General features: G+C 70.0%; 15 protein-coding genes. 10 read left to right on the top strand and 5 right to left on the bottom strand.

The window, feature by feature from the left end; genetic code table 11:
• Positions 1-16 precede the first annotated feature (16 nt).
• On the bottom strand, positions 17-1,225 hold the full coding sequence (locus ACTHNC_RS16270; protein ID WP_440295668.1) for a Gfo/Idh/MocA family protein: 1,209 nt from the start codon (positions 1,223-1,225) through the stop codon (positions 17-19).
• Positions 1,226-1,484: 259 nt separating this feature from the next.
• Here ACTHNC_RS16270 and ACTHNC_RS16265 point away from each other — a divergent pair, with 259 nt between their 5' ends.
• The 7 genes from ACTHNC_RS16265 to ACTHNC_RS16235 all read left to right on the top strand — a co-directional run bounded on the left by ACTHNC_RS16265 (position 1,485) and on the right by ACTHNC_RS16235 (position 9,510).
• Positions 1,485-2,270: a DeoR/GlpR family DNA-binding transcription regulator gene (locus ACTHNC_RS16265; RefSeq protein ID WP_440295716.1), complete on the top strand. Its 786-nt coding sequence runs from the start codon at positions 1,485-1,487 to the stop codon at positions 2,268-2,270.
• Between the two features lie 58 nt (positions 2,271-2,328).
• Complete coding sequence (locus ACTHNC_RS16260; RefSeq protein WP_440295667.1) at positions 2,329-3,246, top strand: SIS domain-containing protein; 918 nt, start codon at positions 2,329-2,331, stop codon at positions 3,244-3,246.
• Complete coding sequence (locus ACTHNC_RS16255) at positions 3,243-4,223, top strand: ROK family protein (protein WP_440295666.1); 981 nt, start codon at positions 3,243-3,245, stop codon at positions 4,221-4,223. Before ACTHNC_RS16260 ends, ACTHNC_RS16255 begins: the two co-directional genes overlap by 4 nt.
• Positions 4,214-5,128, top strand: coding sequence for a class II fructose-bisphosphate aldolase (locus ACTHNC_RS16250; protein ID WP_440295665.1), 915 nt, complete (start codon positions 4,214-4,216; stop codon positions 5,126-5,128). The genes ACTHNC_RS16255 and ACTHNC_RS16250 overlap by 10 nt, the downstream gene beginning before the upstream one ends.
• Positions 5,125-5,910, top strand: a complete 786-nt coding sequence (locus ACTHNC_RS16245; protein WP_440295664.1) for a DeoR/GlpR family DNA-binding transcription regulator — start codon at positions 5,125-5,127, stop codon at positions 5,908-5,910. The genes ACTHNC_RS16250 and ACTHNC_RS16245 overlap by 4 nt, the downstream gene beginning before the upstream one ends.
• Before the next feature lie 60 nt (positions 5,911-5,970).
• A complete protein-coding gene (locus ACTHNC_RS16240) occupies positions 5,971-7,164 on the top strand; it encodes a low temperature requirement protein A (RefSeq protein WP_440295663.1) in 1,194 nt (397 codons plus the stop codon).
• A 417-nt stretch (positions 7,165-7,581) separates the two neighbouring features.
• The gene (locus tag ACTHNC_RS16235) at positions 7,582-9,510 is read left to right on the top strand and encodes a sigma-70 family RNA polymerase sigma factor (RefSeq protein WP_440295662.1); all 1,929 of its coding nucleotides are present in this window, start codon (positions 7,582-7,584) and stop codon (positions 9,508-9,510) included.
• On the opposite strand, the gene ACTHNC_RS16230 is transcribed toward ACTHNC_RS16235, so the two are convergent.
• The gene (locus ACTHNC_RS16230; RefSeq protein ID WP_440295661.1) at positions 9,451-10,770 is read right to left on the bottom strand and encodes an MFS transporter; all 1,320 of its coding nucleotides are present in this window, start codon (positions 10,768-10,770) and stop codon (positions 9,451-9,453) included. The two genes, ACTHNC_RS16235 and ACTHNC_RS16230, sit on opposite strands and share 60 nt — an antisense overlap.
• 75 nt (positions 10,771-10,845) lie before the next feature.
• Here ACTHNC_RS16230 and purU point away from each other — a divergent pair, with 75 nt between their 5' ends.
• The 3 genes from purU (at position 10,846) to nagA (ending at position 13,399) form a co-directional block, all read left to right on the top strand.
• On the top strand, positions 10,846-11,700 hold the full coding sequence (purU, locus tag ACTHNC_RS16225; protein WP_440295660.1) for a formyltetrahydrofolate deformylase: 855 nt from the start codon (positions 10,846-10,848) through the stop codon (positions 11,698-11,700).
• 143 nt (positions 11,701-11,843) lie between these two features.
• Positions 11,844-12,218, top strand: coding sequence for a YrdB family protein (locus ACTHNC_RS16220; RefSeq protein ID WP_440295659.1), 375 nt, complete (start codon positions 11,844-11,846; stop codon positions 12,216-12,218).
• Complete coding sequence (gene nagA / locus ACTHNC_RS16215) at positions 12,215-13,399, top strand: N-acetylglucosamine-6-phosphate deacetylase (protein ID WP_440295658.1); 1,185 nt, start codon at positions 12,215-12,217, stop codon at positions 13,397-13,399. The genes ACTHNC_RS16220 and nagA overlap by 4 nt, the downstream gene beginning before the upstream one ends.
• Here nagA and nagB read toward each other — a convergent pair.
• Genes nagB through ACTHNC_RS16200 form a run of 3 tightly spaced genes read right to left on the bottom strand, consistent with a single transcriptional unit; the run spans position 13,396 to position 16,735 of the window.
• Positions 13,396-14,175, bottom strand: coding sequence for a glucosamine-6-phosphate deaminase (gene nagB, locus ACTHNC_RS16210; protein WP_440295657.1), 780 nt, complete (start codon positions 14,173-14,175; stop codon positions 13,396-13,398). The genes nagA and nagB overlap by 4 nt on opposite strands.
• On the bottom strand, positions 14,163-15,140 hold the full coding sequence (locus tag ACTHNC_RS16205; protein WP_440295656.1) for an ROK family protein: 978 nt from the start codon (positions 15,138-15,140) through the stop codon (positions 14,163-14,165). Before ACTHNC_RS16205 ends, nagB begins: the two co-directional genes overlap by 13 nt.
• Positions 15,137-16,735 (bottom strand): glycoside hydrolase family 3 protein, encoded by a 1,599-nt coding sequence (locus ACTHNC_RS16200; RefSeq protein WP_440295655.1) that lies wholly within the window; start codon positions 16,733-16,735, stop codon positions 15,137-15,139. The genes ACTHNC_RS16205 and ACTHNC_RS16200 overlap by 4 nt, the downstream gene beginning before the upstream one ends.
• Between the last annotated feature and the right edge of the window lie 109 nt (positions 16,736-16,844).

The following is a 16,844-nucleotide window of genomic DNA, read 5'->3' as shown; positions in this document are numbered from 1 at the left end:
GTTGGAGGAAGGGGCGTCAGGCGACGCCTCGACGCTTTTGGTGGTGTGCGAAGTAGTCGAGAAGCTCGGGCGCCAGTGCGGGCACCCTGCGCGGCGTCGACCCGTCGCGCAGCGACTCGGTCGCCGCCACGCCCGCGGCCACTGCGTTGCGGGCGGCGACGGGTGAGGTGTCGGTCGCCGCGCCGTGCGCGACGAAGCGGAGGAACTCGGCGACGGTGAGCGCATCCGCTCCGTTGTGTCCGCCCTCGCCCTCGGGAATCGGATACGACGCGTCGCCCGACTCGTTGTACGACGTGCGCTTGTTCCAGACGCGCACCGTTCCCCCGGCGGAATCGCCGTAGTTCTCCAGGCGCCCCTCGGTTCCGATCACGGTGTAGTTGCGCCAGTAGTCGGGCGTGAAGTGACACTGCTCGTAGCTGGCGAGCACGCCGTTGTCGAGTCGCATCGAGACCATGGAGATGTCTTCGACGTCGATCACCGGGTTGAGCTCGGTCTGCGAGGCAGGCGGCCAGTTGTCGTAGGAGAACCAGTCCCCCATGACGCGGCCGGAGTTGTCGGCGCGGTCGGTGACGTCGCCGTAGATCGCGAGGTCGCCCATGCCGGTGACGTCGACGCTGTAGCCGTCGGCGAGCCAGTGGATGACGTCGATGTCGTGCGCGCCCTTCTGCAGCAGAAGGCCGGTCGTCTTGGCTCGTTCGGCGTGCCAGTCCTTGAAGTAGTAGTCGCCGCCGTTGCCCACGAAGTGCCTGCACCAGACCGCCTTGACCTGGCCGATCGCGCCGTCCTGGATGAGCCTGCGCATGAGACGCACGACGGGCATGTGCCGCATGTTGTGGCCGACGTAGAGTTTCGAACCGGACTCGTACGCCGCCCGAAGCACCTCATCGGCGCCCTCGATCGTGATCGCCAGCGGCTTCTCGAGGTAGACGGCGACGCCGGCGCGCAGGAGCTGCACCGCGAGCTCCGCGTGCGTGAAGTCCGGGGTGGTGACGAACGCGGCATCGACGCCCTGATCGATGAGCGAGCTCACGTCGGGAACGACCGCGACGTCGTCGCCGAAGATCTGGGCCGCGCGCGTGCGGCCCTGCGGCGTGGTGTCTGCGACGGCGACGATCCTGGCCGCGACCGAGGCGGCCGTGACGGCGGGATCGATGGCGTTCAGGGCCAACTTGCAGCGCGCGCCGGCACCGACGACGCCGATCCTCATTCCGTCACCAACCGACATCCATCGCTCCATTCACTTCGCCGTGCATCGTGCTGGGTCATTTGAGCACAATAAGGATGACGCTGCAAGACGGAAGTTGCGCTTTTGTTGCCCTTTTGTTTCAGGATCGCTCAATTTGACGCCAGCGCGGCGACCAATCGGAACCGTGTAGAGGCCCGCGGTTGCGCAGGCGCGCCCGTACGATGACAACGGGGCGAACCGGCCAGGCGGATGCGTGGAAGTCGCCGGATTCCGGGCGGGCCCGGGGATGGGGATGCTTGTGAAGCGCACCGAGCGTCTGCGGGCGGTTCTCGATCTGCTCGCCGAGAGCGGCAGCGTCGAGATCGATGACATCGTCGACCGGCTCGGCGTCTCGGCGGCGACCGCGAGAAGAGATCTCGATGCGCTTGCCGCCGAGCAGCTGCTCACCCGCACTCGTGGCGGCGCGACGGCGCAGTCGGTGGCGTACGACCTGCCGCTGCGCTACAAGCGGGAGCAGAACGCGAAGCAGAAGCAGGCGATCGCGAAGGCGGCGAGCGCACTGGTGCCGGTCGGAGCCGTCGTCGGACTCACCGGCGGCACAACGAGCACCGCGGTGGCGGGAGCGTTGGCGGCGCGAGCCGACGTCGCCCAGCCTGCGGCGAAGCACGGGCTGACGGTCGTCACCAACGCCGTGAACATCGCCGCCGAGCTCGTGATGAGGCCCCAGATCCGAACGGTCGTCACCGGTGGAGTGGTTCAACCTCGCTCGTACGAGCTGGTCGGTCCCTATAGCGACGAGGTGCTCGGGCAGATCACCCTGGACTTCGCCTTCATCGGCGTCAACGGCGTCGACCCCACGTTCGGTGCCACGGTGCACGACGAGCGGGAGGCGGCGATCAACGCACTCATGGCCAGGCGCGCCGAGCGTGCCGTTCTGGTCGCCGACTCGAGCAAGATCGGAAGGCGCGCGTTCGCCACGGTGGCATCGCTCGAGGCGTTCGAGATCCTCATCACCGACGACGGCATCAGCGACCGCCACAAGACCGCGTTCGAGGATGCGGGCATCCACGTCGTCGTGGCGTGAGAAGCGATTGAAAATGCGTCTTTGACATGACTTGTGATCATGAACGATCATTGAATGCATGACCGATGACAACACACGTGTGCCAGGCGCTGACCTCGAAGCAGAGCTGACGTCGCAACCGGACGTCTGGGAGCGCGCCGTCGCGCTGGCTCCGGAGCGCGCGCTGCTTCCCGCCGACGGCCAGCGCATCGCCGTGGTGGGCTGCGGCACGTCGTGGTTCATGGCGCAGTCGTACGCGAGCCTGCGCGAGCGGACCGGACACGGCGAGACCGACGCGTTCGCGGCATCCGAGGCCCTCGTCGACCGGGACTACGACGCGATCGTGGCGATCACGCGTTCCGGCACGACGACCGAGGTGCTCGAGCTGCTCGAGCAATTGCGATCGCAGGGAAGCCGCGCTCGCACCATCGCCGTCATCGGCGACCCGAACACGCCGATCATCGACCTGGCGGACGACGTGGTCGCTCTGCCGTTCGCGGACGAGCACTCGGTCGTGCAGACGCGCTTCGCGACGAGTGCGCTCGCGCTGCTGCGGGCATCCCTCGGCGAAGATCTCGCACCGGTGATCGCTCAGGCGCGGGCCGTGCTCGACGAGCCGCTCGATGACGAGCTCGTCGACGCCGACCAGTACACGTTCCTCGGCAGTGGCTTCAGCGTGGGCATCGCCCACGAGGCCGCCCTGAAGCTGCGCGAGTCGTCGCAGTCGTGGACGGAGTCGTACCTCGCCAAGGAGTACCGCCACGGCCCGATCGCGATCGCGGCTCCCGGTCGCGTGACCTGGGCGTTCGGCGAGCTCCCCGAGGGCATCGATGCCGACACCGCAGCGACCGGCGCGCGGTTCGAGCACCGCGACATCGACGCGATGGCCGACCTCGTGCGTCTGCATCGTGTCGCGCTCGAGCGGGCACGGCGCAAGGGGCTCGACCCCGACCAGCCGCGCAACCTGACGCGATCCGTCATCCTGGATCCACGATGACCACTCCCACGTCGGCAGGCCCGGGCGCCGCGGTGCTCGCATTCGACGTGGGCGGCACCGACATGAAGGCGGCACTGCTCGACGAGCAGGGCCGGATGCTCGAGAGCAGGCGGGTGCCGACCCCGCTGGACGGACAGCGCACCGGCGACCGGGTCGTCGACGAGGTCGCCAGGCTGGCGGCCGAACTCGCGAGCGCGCACCCCGACGTGCGGCCCGCCGCGGCCGGGCTGCTCGTGCCCGGTCACGTGGACGACGTGCGCGGGATCGGCGTCTTCGCAGAGAATCTGGGCTGGCGCGAGTTCCCGTTCCGAGATCGCGCGGAGGCCGCCCTCGGCGTTCCGGTCGGCTTCGGGCACGACGTGCGCGGGGCCGGCGAGGCGGAGCACCGCATGGGCGCGGCGCGCGGGTTCGACGACGTGGTGGTCGTCACGATCGGCACCGGCATCGCGGCCGCCGTCTTCGTCGACGGTCGGCTGTACACCGGAGGCGGTCTGGCCGGGGAGATCGGCCACGACCGCGTCGCGGAGGGTCCGATCTGCGCATGCGGGGGTCGCGGATGCCTCGAGGCCGTCGCCTCCGCCGCCGCCATCGCGCGACGGTACAGCCTGCGAACGGGGCGCCCGATCGCCGGCGCCAAGGAGGTGCTGGAGCTCATGCGCGCGGGCGACGCGAACGCCGCAGCCGACTGGGCGAGCGCACTCGACGCTCTCGCGCTCGGCTTCTCGCACGTGGTCGCCCTGCTCGCGCCGCAGGCGATCGTGATCGGCGGGGGGCTGTCGGAGGCGGGCGATGAGCTGCTGCAGCCGCTACGCGAACGACTCGACGGCATCCTCACGTTCCACCGCCGACCGCAGCTCATCAAGGCGAGCATCGGCGCCGATGCCGGATTGTTCGGCTCCGCACTCGCCGCGCGGGACGCGCTGGCGGCCGCCGGGTCGACCGGTGAAACAGCGATTGAAGGAGAGACATGGCGCTGACGCCGACCGCGGACCTGATCGCGGATGCCGCAGCCCACGAAACCGGGATCGGCGCGTTCAACGTGATCCACCTGGAGACGGCGGAGGCCCTCGTCGCCGCGGCCGAGCGGTCGGGCCTCGGCGTCATCCTGCAGATCTCGCAGAACTGCGTCGCCTACCACGCGGACGCGACAGCATCCGCGGATGCGCCGGCCTCGGACGGGCTGGATCCGATCGCACTGGCGTGTCTCGCACTCGCCAGGCAGTCCACCGCTCCCGTCGCCGTGCACCTCGACCACGCGGAGGACGCGCAACTCGCGCGCCACGCTATCGACCTCGGTTTCGGCTCCGTCATGTTCGACGCCTCCCGGCTGGAGTACGCGGCGAACGTCGAGGCCACGGCCACGATCGCGGCGTACGCGCACGAGAACGGTGTCATGGTCGAGGCGGAGCTCGGCGAGATCGGCGGCAAAGACGGCGCCCACGCACCTGGCGTGCGCACGGACCCCGACGAGGCGCGCTCCTTCGTCGCCGAGACCGGTGTGGACGCGCTTGCTGTGGCGGTCGGCTCGTCGCACGCGATGACGGCGCGCGAGGCATCCCTCGACCTCGACCTGATCGCCCGGCTGCACACAGCGCTCGATGTGCCGCTCGTGCTGCACGGCTCCTCCGGAGTGCCTGACGACGTGATCGTGGCCGCAATCCGGGCGGGGATGACGAAGATCAACGTCTCCACCCACCTGAACGGCTTCTTCACCCGGGCCGTGCGCGAATTCCTCGATGAGAACCCGACGGTGGTCGACTCCCGCAAGTACGTGAGGGCGGGGCGCGCTGCGCTGAGCGCGGAAGCCGAGCGGATGCTCCGCCTCTTCGCGAACGCCGGCGCGGCAAGCGCGGTCGCGTCGTCCGAAGGGGCAGCATTGTGAACCGCACAGCACGCCTCCGCGCCGTGCTCGACCTGCTCGCCGAGACCGGCCAGATCGAGGTGGACGACATCGTGGAGCGCCTCGGCGTCTCCCCCGCCACCGCCCGACGCGACCTCGACGCTCTCGCGTCGCAGCAGCTGCTCAGCCGCACCAGAGGCGGCGCGACCGGGCAGTCCGTCGCCTACGACCTCCCGCTGCGGTACAAGCGTGAGCAGCACGCCGAGCAGAAGCAGGCGATCGCCCAGGCGGCGAGCTCGCTGGTTCCGCGCGGTGCCGTGGTCGGCCTGTGCGGAGGAACGACGAGCACGGCCGTCGCCAGCGCTCTCGCGGCACGTCCCGATGTCGCCGAGCCGTCCTCGCGGCCCACGCTGACCGTTGTCACGAACGCGATCAACATCGCCGCCCAGCTCGTCATGCGTCCGCAGATCAAGGTGGTCATGACCGGCGGCGTCGTGCAGGCCAGGTCGTACGAGCTCGTCGGCCCCTACACCGACTCGGTGCTCGGGCAGATCGCGCTGGACTTCGCGTTCATCGGCGTGAACGGCGTCGACCCGGTGCTGGGTCCCACAGTTCACGACGAGCACGAGGCAGCGGTGAATGCGCTGATGGCCGACCGGGCCGAGCGCGCGGTGCTCGTGGCCGACTCGAGCAAGATCGGGCGCCGCGCGTTCGCGTCCGTCGGCAAACCCGGCGCCTTCGACACCTTCATCACCGACGACGGCATCACCACGAAGCAGCTGAACGACTTCAAGGATGCCGGCATGCGCGTGATCGTCGCGTAGCAGGCATCCGCTGCGCCCGCTTCATGAGCCTCTCGCCCCGGCCGTGCCAGAGTGGTGCCGATGAGAGCGAGTGCACCTGGCCTGCTGCGCCCCGCGACCGGCGATGTCGCCCACCGCGTCACCTACGTCGAGCTGTTCTTCGACCTCGTGTTCGTGTTCGCGGTCACCCAGCTCTCGCACATCCTGATCGACCGCCAGGATCCGCTCGCTCTGCTGCACACCATCATGCTCGCGATGGTGGTGTGGTTCGCCTGGGTGTACACGACCTGGGCGATGAGCTGGCTCAACCCGGAGCGATGGCCCGTCACGGCGCTGCTGTTCGTGATGATGCTGCTCGGCATGCTGATCGCCGTCGCGATCCCGGATGCCTTCGGCGACCGCGCGCTGCTCTTCGCGCTCGCGCTCACCGCGTTCGGGCTCGTGCGCAGCCTGTTCACGATCGCGGCGTTCTTCCCGACGAGCAGACCGCACGCGATGAACTTCGTGCGCATCTCCTGCTGGCATGCCGGGGTGGGCATCCTGTGGATCGTCGGCGCACTCGTGCCGTCCGACGCGCGCCTCTGGGTGTGGATCGCCGCCCTCGTGCTCGAGTACGCCGGCCCACGACTCCACTTCTGGGTGCCGGCGCTCGGGTCGTCAGACGACTCCACCTGGAACGTCTCTGGCGAGCACATGTCGGAACGCGTGAGCACCTTCATCATCATCGCGCTCGGCGAATCGATCATCGACACCGGCGTGAGCTTCGCGGAGGGCGGCATCGACTGGGCACGCGGGGACGCCTTCCTCGCCGCGTTCGTCGGCACCGTGCTGCTCTTCCTCCTCTATTTCCGGCGCAACCAGCGCGGCGGCAGCGAATACCTCTCGAAGGCGAATGACCGCGGCATGATCGCCCAGACAGCGTTCACCTACATCCCGGTGCTGCTCGTGTTCGGCATCGTCGCGTCCGCCGTCGCCGACGCGCTCATCCTCAGCGAGTCGGCGCGCGAGAGCAGCCCGTGGGTCGCCGGACTGCTCTGCGGCGGCGCCGCGCTGTACGCGCTCGACAACGCGTTCTTCTGTCGCGCCACGGGCGGACCGTGGATGCCCGTGCACATCGTCGGTGCGCTGGTACTGCTCGTGCTGTTCCCGTTGCACACGGTGGTTCCGCTCGTCGCGATGAGCTGGATCATCAACGTCGTTCTGCTGGCGATCGTGCTGAGCGACGGGCGCACCCGCGCGGCACCCGTCGATCACGAGGCATCCGGGAACGAGTAGGCGGACGCACTGGGCCCCGGCGACGGACGATGGGGCGGCGCCGGCGGAATTCGCATCGCCGGCACCACCCCGCACGCGTGCTCTGAGCCCCCACAGGCACGCGCGGCATCCTGACCGTTTCGGGTCTCAGCCAGGGCCGCCGCATCGAAAGCCGAATGTGATGCGACGGTGGTCCGTTTCACCATGAGAAGACGCTGCCGGCCGCGAATCATGACGCGGGTTCCGCGAAAATCTTCGCGGAACGCTTCGAGGTGTAGCGGGCGAGCGCTCCGACGGGCTCCCGCGCCCCCGCGAATTGCGTATACAGGTCGGTCAACGGAGAATCGAGAGACCCGAACGTCGGCGCTGCACCGCCGTCGGGAAGCTCAGCACTCACGTAGCTGCGCCATGAGGCGCGAAAGGCGACAGGCGACCCGAATGTCAGCGCACCACTCCCCGCGCCGACTCGAGCGCGCCGGCGATGCAGAGCTCGTGCGCCTCACCCGCAAGGGCGACACGGATGCCTACGCGACGCTCTTCCGCAGGCACGCGTCGGCTGCGGCATCCGTCGCTCGTTCCGTCACGAGCAGCTACGAGCCGGACGACCTCGTCTCCGAGGCCTACGCGCGCATCCTGCAGGCCCTGAAGTCGGGGAACGGGCCGACGAACGCGTTCCGTCCCTATCTCTTCACGACCGTGCGGAACATCGCCGCGTCGTGGGGTCGCGCGGGCAAAGACGCCGTTCCGCTGGAGCCGGAGGAGCTGGACACGCTCGCCGTGCAGGAGGACCACTCGCTGGTCACCCTCGATCGCTCGCTGACCGCGCAGGCGTTCCGTTCGCTGCCACCGCGCTGGCAGGAGGCGCTCTGGTACAGCGAGGTCGAGGGGATGCAGCCCGCCGAGCTCGCTCCCCTGGTCGGCCTCAGCGCACAGGCCGCTGCGGCGCTCTGCTACCGGGCGCGGGAGGGCCTGCGGCAGGCGTGGATCCGCGCGCACCTGACCTCGGCCGACCTCGAGCCGGAGTGCGCCTGGACCGTCGAACACCTCGCCGCGCACTCGCGCGGACGCCTCGGCAAACGCGACAACGCTCGGGTGGATGCGCACCTGCAGACGTGCGAACTGTGCACGATGGCGGCGGCCGAGGCTGAGGAGACCGGCTCGCGGCTCGCGCTCGTGCTGCTTCCGCTGATCCTCGGCAGCGGCGCGGCGACGGTGTACGCCGCCACGCTGAAGACCGGGGTGGTTGTGGGCGCCGCAGCCGGCGCCGCAGCGGCGGGAGCGGGTGCCGCCTCCGCGGGCGGCGCCGGGTCCTCCGGCGGCATCGGCGGGTTCTTCAGTGGCGCGACCGGCGTGATCGTGGGAACGGCGGCATCCGTCGTGGTCGTCGGCGCCGCCGTCGCCGGGGTGCTCATCGCGACGGCGCCCGGTGGCGGAACGGATGCCTCGCCCGCGATCGTCGCGCAGGGGTCCGGCTCCTCGCAGCCCGGCTCGTCGTCCACCGGGCCCTCCACGAGCGCGTCTGCGCCCCCGGCGCCCCCGCCCGCGCCGGCGCCGTCCGATGTTCCCGCTCCCAGTCAGTCGCCCCCGCCGGCCTCCGCTCCGTCGGACTCCACGACGGGCGGATCGTCCACGGCGCCAAGCGCGCCGGCATCGCCGACCAGCCCGACCAGCCCCACAGGGCCGACGGGACCGACCGCACCGGCCCAGCCGCAGCCGCCCGCCGCGCCGACGATCGGCAGCGTGGACACGGGCGGCAACCTGTACTACCCGCTCGTCTCGGGAACCGCGACTCCCGGTGCGACCGTGACGGCCTCCGCCGGCGGTGCAGCAACGAGCGTCACGGCCGACTCGTCAGGCGCCTGGAGCGCCCAGGTCGCCCCATCGTCCGGCCCCGCGGCGCCCGCGGTTTCCTCCTCCGGGGCGGCCACGGTCAGCCCCGCGCTGTTCGTCTCCACCTCCAGCACGGCACGCGCCGGGACGGCGGCCCCCGCGGATGCTCAGGCGGGCTCTCAGAGCACGGTCACCATCACTGCGCGGCAGACCGTCGACAACGTTCCGTCGCAGGAGGCGTCCCGTGTGGTCGACCTCGCCCTCACCCCGCCGCAGGCCGCGCTCGTGCTCCCCGACGGGTCGCCGATCGTCATCGTTCGCGTGACAGGAGCGCCCGACGCGACCGTGGAGATCCTGATCGACGGCACCTCAACCGGTATTCAGCGGCTCGGCGCATCCGGGCAGACCGTCGATCTCGTCCGGTCATTGATCGGCTCGTCCGGCACGCACGACGTCGCCGTGCGGTACGCAGACGGATCAGGCCGGTTCGGTCCCAGCACGCACCTCAGCGTCACGGTCGGCGGCAGGGACGCCTGATCCGGACCGCACCCGCCCGGCCACCGCGAGCATGATCACCGACAGCACGAGCACGATGAGCGCGGCCCATGGGACGGCGTCGATGCCCCACACCGCGTAGATCGCGCCGCCGACGACGGCGCCCCCGCCGATCCCGACGTTGAATGCGGTCGTGTACAGGGCGCTGGCCGTGTCACGGAACCGGGCGGACGCCGCCTGCAGCAACCGGGTCTGCAGAAGGGGAGGCAGACATCCGAACGCCAGTGCCCAGAGGGCAAAGCCGCCCAGTGCCACCGGCGTGACACCGGGCACCACGGCGAGAATCGCGACGCCGACGGTCGTCAGCACCAGTGCGGCGGCGGTCGCGCGCGCCGGATGCCGCCCCAGCCACACGCCGACCAGGACCGTGGCGACCGCGCCCATCATGCCGCCGACGAAGAGCAGCGGGCCGACGGCGCCGATTCCGAGGCCCATGGCATCCGACACGAAGGGTGCGACGTACGCGTTCAGCGTCATGCTGCCGAGCACGATCGTTCCCGTCAGCACGCAGATCACGATGACGGGGCCGATGCTCGCATCGCGCCCGCGCAGACCTCGCTTCGAACGCGGCACGACGGCGACCGGAGCGGTCACCGCCGGAACGCTTCTGGTGAGCGTCGGGATGCCGGCCGTCGCCGTCCCGACACCCGGCACGTTCGCGCGCGGCAGCATCGTTCCGACGACGAGTGAGCCGACGACGAGCAGGCATCCGACCACGGCGAAGGCGACGCGCCACCCGGCCGCGTGCCCGAGGATGGTCGCCAGCGGAGACCCGAGGATGAGCGCGAGCGAGACCCCGCCCGACGTGATCGAGACCGCCCTGGCCAGTTGGTGCGACGGCACGATGTGGCCGGCGTACGCGCCGGCCACCGCCCAGAAGACGCCGTGCGCGACGCCGCCGGTGATGCGGGCGACGACCGCGACGGCGTAGTTCGGCGCGATGGCGAGCAGCAGTGAGCTGAGACCGATCACGATGATGACGCTCACGACGAGCGCCCGCCGAGGGATGCGCCGGGTCAGCGCGGTCACCGGCGTCGCCGCGACCACGACCGTGAACGCGTACACCGACACGAGCAGGCCGGCCTGCGGGGTCGACACGTGCAGGCCGGACGCCAGCTCGGGGAGCAGACCGGTCGGCAACGTCTCACTCGTGACGGCGAGGAACGCCGCCGCGGCGAGCGCGATCATCCCGGCCCATGGAAAACGTGCGGTGCCGGGATCGTGCGTGTGCGTCTGCGACATCGCCGTCTTCCTCCTCGAACAGCAACTCTAATCGATTCGATCCGCGTGTTCTCGCGGGTGCCCTAGCCTGTTGGGATGGATGCGCTTCAGCACTGGGTGCTCACGCTCAACTGCGCCGACCGGCCCGGCATCGTGCACGCGGTCAGTGGTGCCGTCGTGCAGGCGCGCGGCAACATCACCGAGAGCCAGCAGTTCTCCAGCGCAGACACCGGACGGTTCTTCATGCGGCTGCAGATCCAGTCGCCCGCTGACCGCGCCGAGTTCGAGACGGCCCTGACTCCGGTCACCGAGCGTTACGAGATGACGTACACGCTCGACACGGTCGGCAGGCCGCTGCGCACCCTCGTGCTCGTCTCGACGGCCGCGCACTGCCTGAACGACCTGCTGTTCCGGCAGCGCGCTGGGCAGCTGCCGGTGGACATCCCCCTGGTGCTCTCCAATCACGGAACCCTGCGCGACCTCGCCGGGTTCTACGGCGTGCCGTTCGACTCGCTCACCGTGACGGATGCCGCGAGCAAGGCCACCTTCGAAGCGCGCGTGCTCGAGGAGGTGGAGCGGCACGACATCGAGCTCGTCGTGCTCGCCAGGTACATGCAGATCCTGTCTCCGCAGCTGTGCGATGCGCTGGCGGGCCGCTGCATCAACATCCATCACTCGTTCCTGCCCGGCTTCAAGGGCGCGAACCCGTACAAGCAGGCCCACGCCCGCGGCGTGAAGCTGATCGGCGCCACCGCTCACTTCGTCACGAGCGATCTCGACGAGGGCCCGATCATCGAGCAGAACGTCGTGCGGGTCGACCACACGCAGTCGCCGTCGCAGCTGGTCGCCATCGGACAGGACGAGGAGAGCCGCACGTTGACACAGGCCGTGAAGTGGTTCGCAGAGAACCGCGTCCTGCTCGACGGCGCCCGCACGATCATCTTCCGCTGACCGTCGCCGCGCCTTGCCGGCCCCGCGTCGCGTTTTCGCGAGACTGCACGCCCGCCCCGAAACAGCGGGCAATACCCACGCTCTCGGTGCGGGCCTGCAGTCTCGCGCGTGGCCGACCCGCGCCGCCGCTTAAGATGGAGACGATGTCTGCCCAGAACTCCGAGCATCCGCACGCCCCTGCCCAGCCGCACGTGGGCGTCTGGGACGTTCTCCGCTTCGTCATCGAACTGTTCGCGTTCGTGAGCCTTGCGGTGTGGGGCTTCATCGCGTGGCCGCTGCCGTGGAACATCGTGGTCGGCATCGGCGCACCGCTGTTCGCGATCGTGCTCTGGGCCCTCTTCCGGTCGCCGAAGGCTGTCATCCGCATCGACACGTTCGGCAAAGCGATCGTCGAGATCATCGTCATGACCGCCGCCGCCTTCGCCTGGTGGGACCTCGGCCAACCCGTCGTGGCCGTCGTCTTCGCGCTCGTCGCCCTGCTGAGCGGCATCGTCAGCGGACGACGGGAACTCTCTTGAGCGAGTTCACGAGCGCCTCAGCAAAAACTGCCGCCGCGCTGGTCATCCACAGCGCTCGCAAGCTGGATGTCGACGGCCAGGTCGATGACTTCTGGCTCGCCACCGAGCGCGACCGCATCGTCGCCACCGGGAATGGCACCGGCTGGCGGGCGTACGCGGACGGCGCCACTGTCGCGGATGCCGGTGGCCGCTGGCTCACGCCGGGCTTCATCGACGTGCACTCGCACGGAGCCGGCGGATGCGCCTACGAGGGCGACCTCGATGACCTGCGAACCGCGCTGGGCACGCACCGGCGGCACGGCACGACGCGCTCGGTGCTGAGCCTGGTCGCCAACCCGGTTCCGCAGCTGTGCGAGAGCCTGCGCCTCATCGCCGACCTTGCCGACTCGGATCCCCTCGTGCTCGGCTCGCACCTGGAGGGCCCGTTCCTCAACCCGGACAAGCGAGGCGCGCACAACCCGGACTTCCTCATCACGCCCGACGACCTCGAGGCGGTCGAGCTGCTCATCGCTGCCGCAAGGGACACGCTGCGGCAGATCACGATCGCGCCAGAACTGCCGGGGGCGATGGAGGCGATCGACGTGCTGGTCGAGGCGGGGGTCGTCGTCGCCGTCGGTCACACGGATGCGACGGAGCAGCAGGCCGAGCGGGCGTTCGATGCCGGTGCGCGCGTGCTGACGCACGCCTTCAATGCGATGCCGGGCATCCATCACCGGGCTCCCGGCCCCATCGTCGCGGCGATGGACGATCCGCGCGTCACGCTGGAGCTGATCCTCGACGGGTTCCACGTGCATCCGGATGTCGCGCACCTCGCGTTCGTGCAGGCGCCGCACCGCATCGCGCTCATCACGGATGCCATGGCCGCGGCCGGCTCCGCCGACGGCGTGTACCAGCTCGGCTCGCTCACCGTGAACGTGGTGAACGGCCAGGCCATGCTGGCGGACGGCACGAGCATCGCGGGATCCACCCTGACGCAGGACACCGCGCTCAAGATCGCGGTTGAGCGCACCCGCATCGCGCCTTCCACAGCCGTCGAGGCGCTGACGCTGACACCTGCCAGCATGCTGGGCCGCGAGCACGAGCTCGGACGCCTCGCCGCCGGCTACCTCGCCGACGCCGTGCTGCTCGACCACGAGTGGTCGGTGCAGCAGGTCTGGGCCGCCGGCGAGCCCCTGCGCTAGAGCTGCCAGGCCGGCTTGTTGTCGTAGGTGTACTTGTAGTAATCCGCGAGACGCAGCTTGCTCGCTGCCGCCTCGTCCACGATCACGGTCGCGTGCTCGTGGAACTGCAGGATGGATGCCGGGCACACGCTCGAGACGGGGCCCTCGACGGCAGCGGCGATGGCATCCGCCTTCCCCTCGCCCTGGGCGACGAGAACGAGCCTGCGGGCATCCATGATCGTGCCGAGTCCCTGCGTCACGCAGTGCGTCGGCACCTGCTCGGGCGAGTCGAAGAAGCGGGCGTTATCGGCACGCGTCTTCGGCGCGAGCGTCTTGATCCGGGTGCGCGAACGGAACGACGACGTCGGCTCGTTGAAACCGATGTGCCCGTTACCGCCGATGCCGAGGATCTGGATGTCGATCCCACCCGCATCCGCGATCGCCTGCTCGTAGTCCCGGCACGCCACCTCGATGTCGACCGACCGTCCGTCGGGCACCTGCACGAGCGTCGGATCCATGTGCAACGGCTCGACGACCTCGGTGCGGATCACGGACGCGTAGCTCTGCGGATGATCCTCGGGGATGCCGACGTACTCGTCGAGCGCGAAGCCGCGCACGCCCGTGAAGTCGAGAGTGCCCGCATCCACCCGCTGCGCCAGGCTGGCGTAGATCGCCAGCGGCGACGACCCGGTCGCCAGTCCGATCACCGCGCGCGGCTTCGACTCCACAACCCGCTCGATCAGGTCGGCGGCGAGCACTCCCACCTCATCGGCGGTCTGCTTGATCACGACTTCCACGGATGCCCCTCCAGAAGCTCTCGAGTCCCGGTACCAGTCTGCTCTACCAGGGCGGCCCCGCCCACCGGCCCCGCTCGACCGACGAGAGCCGCGCCGACGGCAGCGGCAGACAACTCGGGCGGCAGCATGCGCACGCGCGATGCGAGTCCGAGCGAGGCGAGGAACGCCGAGTCCGCGCTCCAGTCGCGCAGCACGTCACGCACCGGCGCAAGCAGCCGGTCGCCGAGGTTGCTCAGTCCGCCGGCGATCACGACCGTTCCGACGTCGACCGTGAGCACGAGAACACGGACCGCGGATGCCACGCCCTCCGCGAGCGCGCGCCGCACCTCCTGCGCCCGCGGAACGCCGGCATCCGCCGCATCGAACAGGGCGACGGCGGGCGGTTCGGTCTTGCTCGGCCACAGCCGGGCGACCGCGGATCCGCTCGCGATGGTCTCGAGGCATCCGCGCTGGCCGCAGCTGCACAGCACACCGCCCGGCACGACCGGGATGTGGCCGATCTCACCTGCGCCGCCCTCTGCGCCGCGCCACAGGCATCCGTCGACCACGATGCCGGCGGCGAGCCCGGTGCCGAGATTGAGCAGGGCGGCCGATCCGCTGAGCCCGAGTAGGTGGTACGCCCCGAGCGCGGCCGCCTTCACGTCGTTCTCCACCCGAACCGGCGCCCCGATTCGCAGGGCGAGCTCGTCGGCGAGCGCGAGGTGCTCGACCTCGAGGTTCACGGCGTGGCGCACCTCGCCCGTCGCGGCATCCACCATGCCGGGGATGCCGATGCCGACAGAACTCACGTCGCGCAGTGACACGTCAGGCACGGCCACCACCTCGCGCACGGCGCGCTCCGCCGATGCCAGCACGCGGTCGGGTCCGAGTCCGGTTGGGATCCGCACCTTCGCGATCACGTTGAGGTCGTCGTCGAGCACGACGGCGTCGATCTTGGTGCCGCCGATGTCGAGGCCGACCCTCACTGGTGGTTCTCCTGGTCCGCGGGTGCGGCCAGCAGCGAGATCAGCGCGCGGCCGATCAGCCTCGACGCCCCGAACGTCGCGACGTCGGCGTACGCCCGATCGTCCGACGGCCAGCCCATGTCGACCACCACCGTGGTGCGAGCGGACCGCAGCGCATCCACGGTCGCCCGCGCGAACGGATGCCTGTGCACGGCCTTGCCGATCACCACGACTCCGCGGTCCGCCGGCACCGCGGTCAGCACTTCGGCGATGCGGCGGTCGAGTTCGCCGCGCCCGGCATCGGACTCCGAGACGATGAACTCCGGATGTCCGGCCCACTCGACCGAATCCGCGGACGCCGGCTCCGCGACGACCTGCGCGAACGGTCCCCACGGCGCGACACCGACGGCGATGTTCGCCTCGGTCTCCAACCGCACGACGGCGAACGGCTCTTCTGCACGACGCAGCGCATCCAGGGCGTCCGCTCGCACGTCGAACGCCTGCGCTGCACGGCCCACCGATACCGCGGCATCCTCGAGGCTCGCGGGACGCTCAGGGATGTCCTCCCGCAGCGCCTCGAGACGCCGCGCCAGCGTACCCACCCGTCCTGCGGCATCCGCGACGCGTTCGGCGCTCAGTCGTCCGGCGTCGATGGCGTCGCTCACCGCGCGGATGATCTCGCTGATCAGTTCGTCGCTCGTCTCGGTGCCCAGGCACAGCAGATCGCAGCCTGCGCTCAGTGCACGAACGGCGGCCTCCGGAATGCCGATCTCACCGCTGGCGCCCTTCATGTCGAGCGCGTCGGTGACGATCACGCCGTCGAAGCCGAGCTCGTCGCGCAGCAGACCCTGCAGGATGCGTGAGGAGAACGTGGCGGGCGTGCCGGCATCCACCTGGGGAAGCACGATGTGCGACGTCATGATGCTCAGCACGCCGGCCTCGATCGCCGCCCGGAACGGCACGAGCTCGCGCTCGCGCAGCTCGTCCAGCGAACGGTCGATCACGGGAAGCGCGAGATGCGAGTCGAGCGCGGTGTCGCCGTGTCCCGGAAAGTGCTTCGCGCACGCGGCCACTCCGGTCGACTGGATGCCCGTGGCCCAGGCGACCCCGTGCCGCGCGACGAGATCGGCTTCGGCGCCGAAGCTGCGCACGCCGATCACCGGGTTGTCCGGATTCGAGTTGACATCGACGTCTGGCGCGAAGTCGAGCGTGCAGGCGGTGCGCCGGAGCGCCAGTCCGACGTCGCGGCCGACGCGCTCCGTGAGCGACAGGTCGTCGAGCCGTCCCAGCACCGCGTTGCCCGGGTGCGGCGAGCCGTCCGCGTAGTTCAGCCGCGTGACGTCGCCGCCTTCCTCGTCGATCGCGATCACGGCATGCGGCGCCACGGAGAGGATGTCGTCGTTCAGCTCGCGCAGCTGCTTTTCCGACACGATGTTCGGCCCGAACACGCACACCCCGCCGAGGCCGTGGGCGAGTCGGTCACGCAGTGCGTCCGGCAGACGGATGCCCGTGAAGCCGGGAAGCAGGGTGGCGGCGATGGCGCGAGAGCGGGCACCCGCATCGCTGAGGTCGATCTGCGGCGCGTCCTGATCGGAAGAAACCTCGGGCTCGGGCATATTTGTTAGTAAAGCTTACGAAGCACACGCCTGGCAAACCCGTCGGCTTGACACACAGTTTGTAAGAGCAGTTCACTAAACAACGAACACCACGAGCGATGGAGGTGCC

The organism is Humibacter sp., from assembly GCF_051954055.1.
Classification (GTDB): Bacteria; Actinomycetota; Actinomycetes; order Actinomycetales; family Microbacteriaceae; genus Humibacter.
This window is presented reverse-complemented; position numbering and strand designations above follow the sequence as displayed.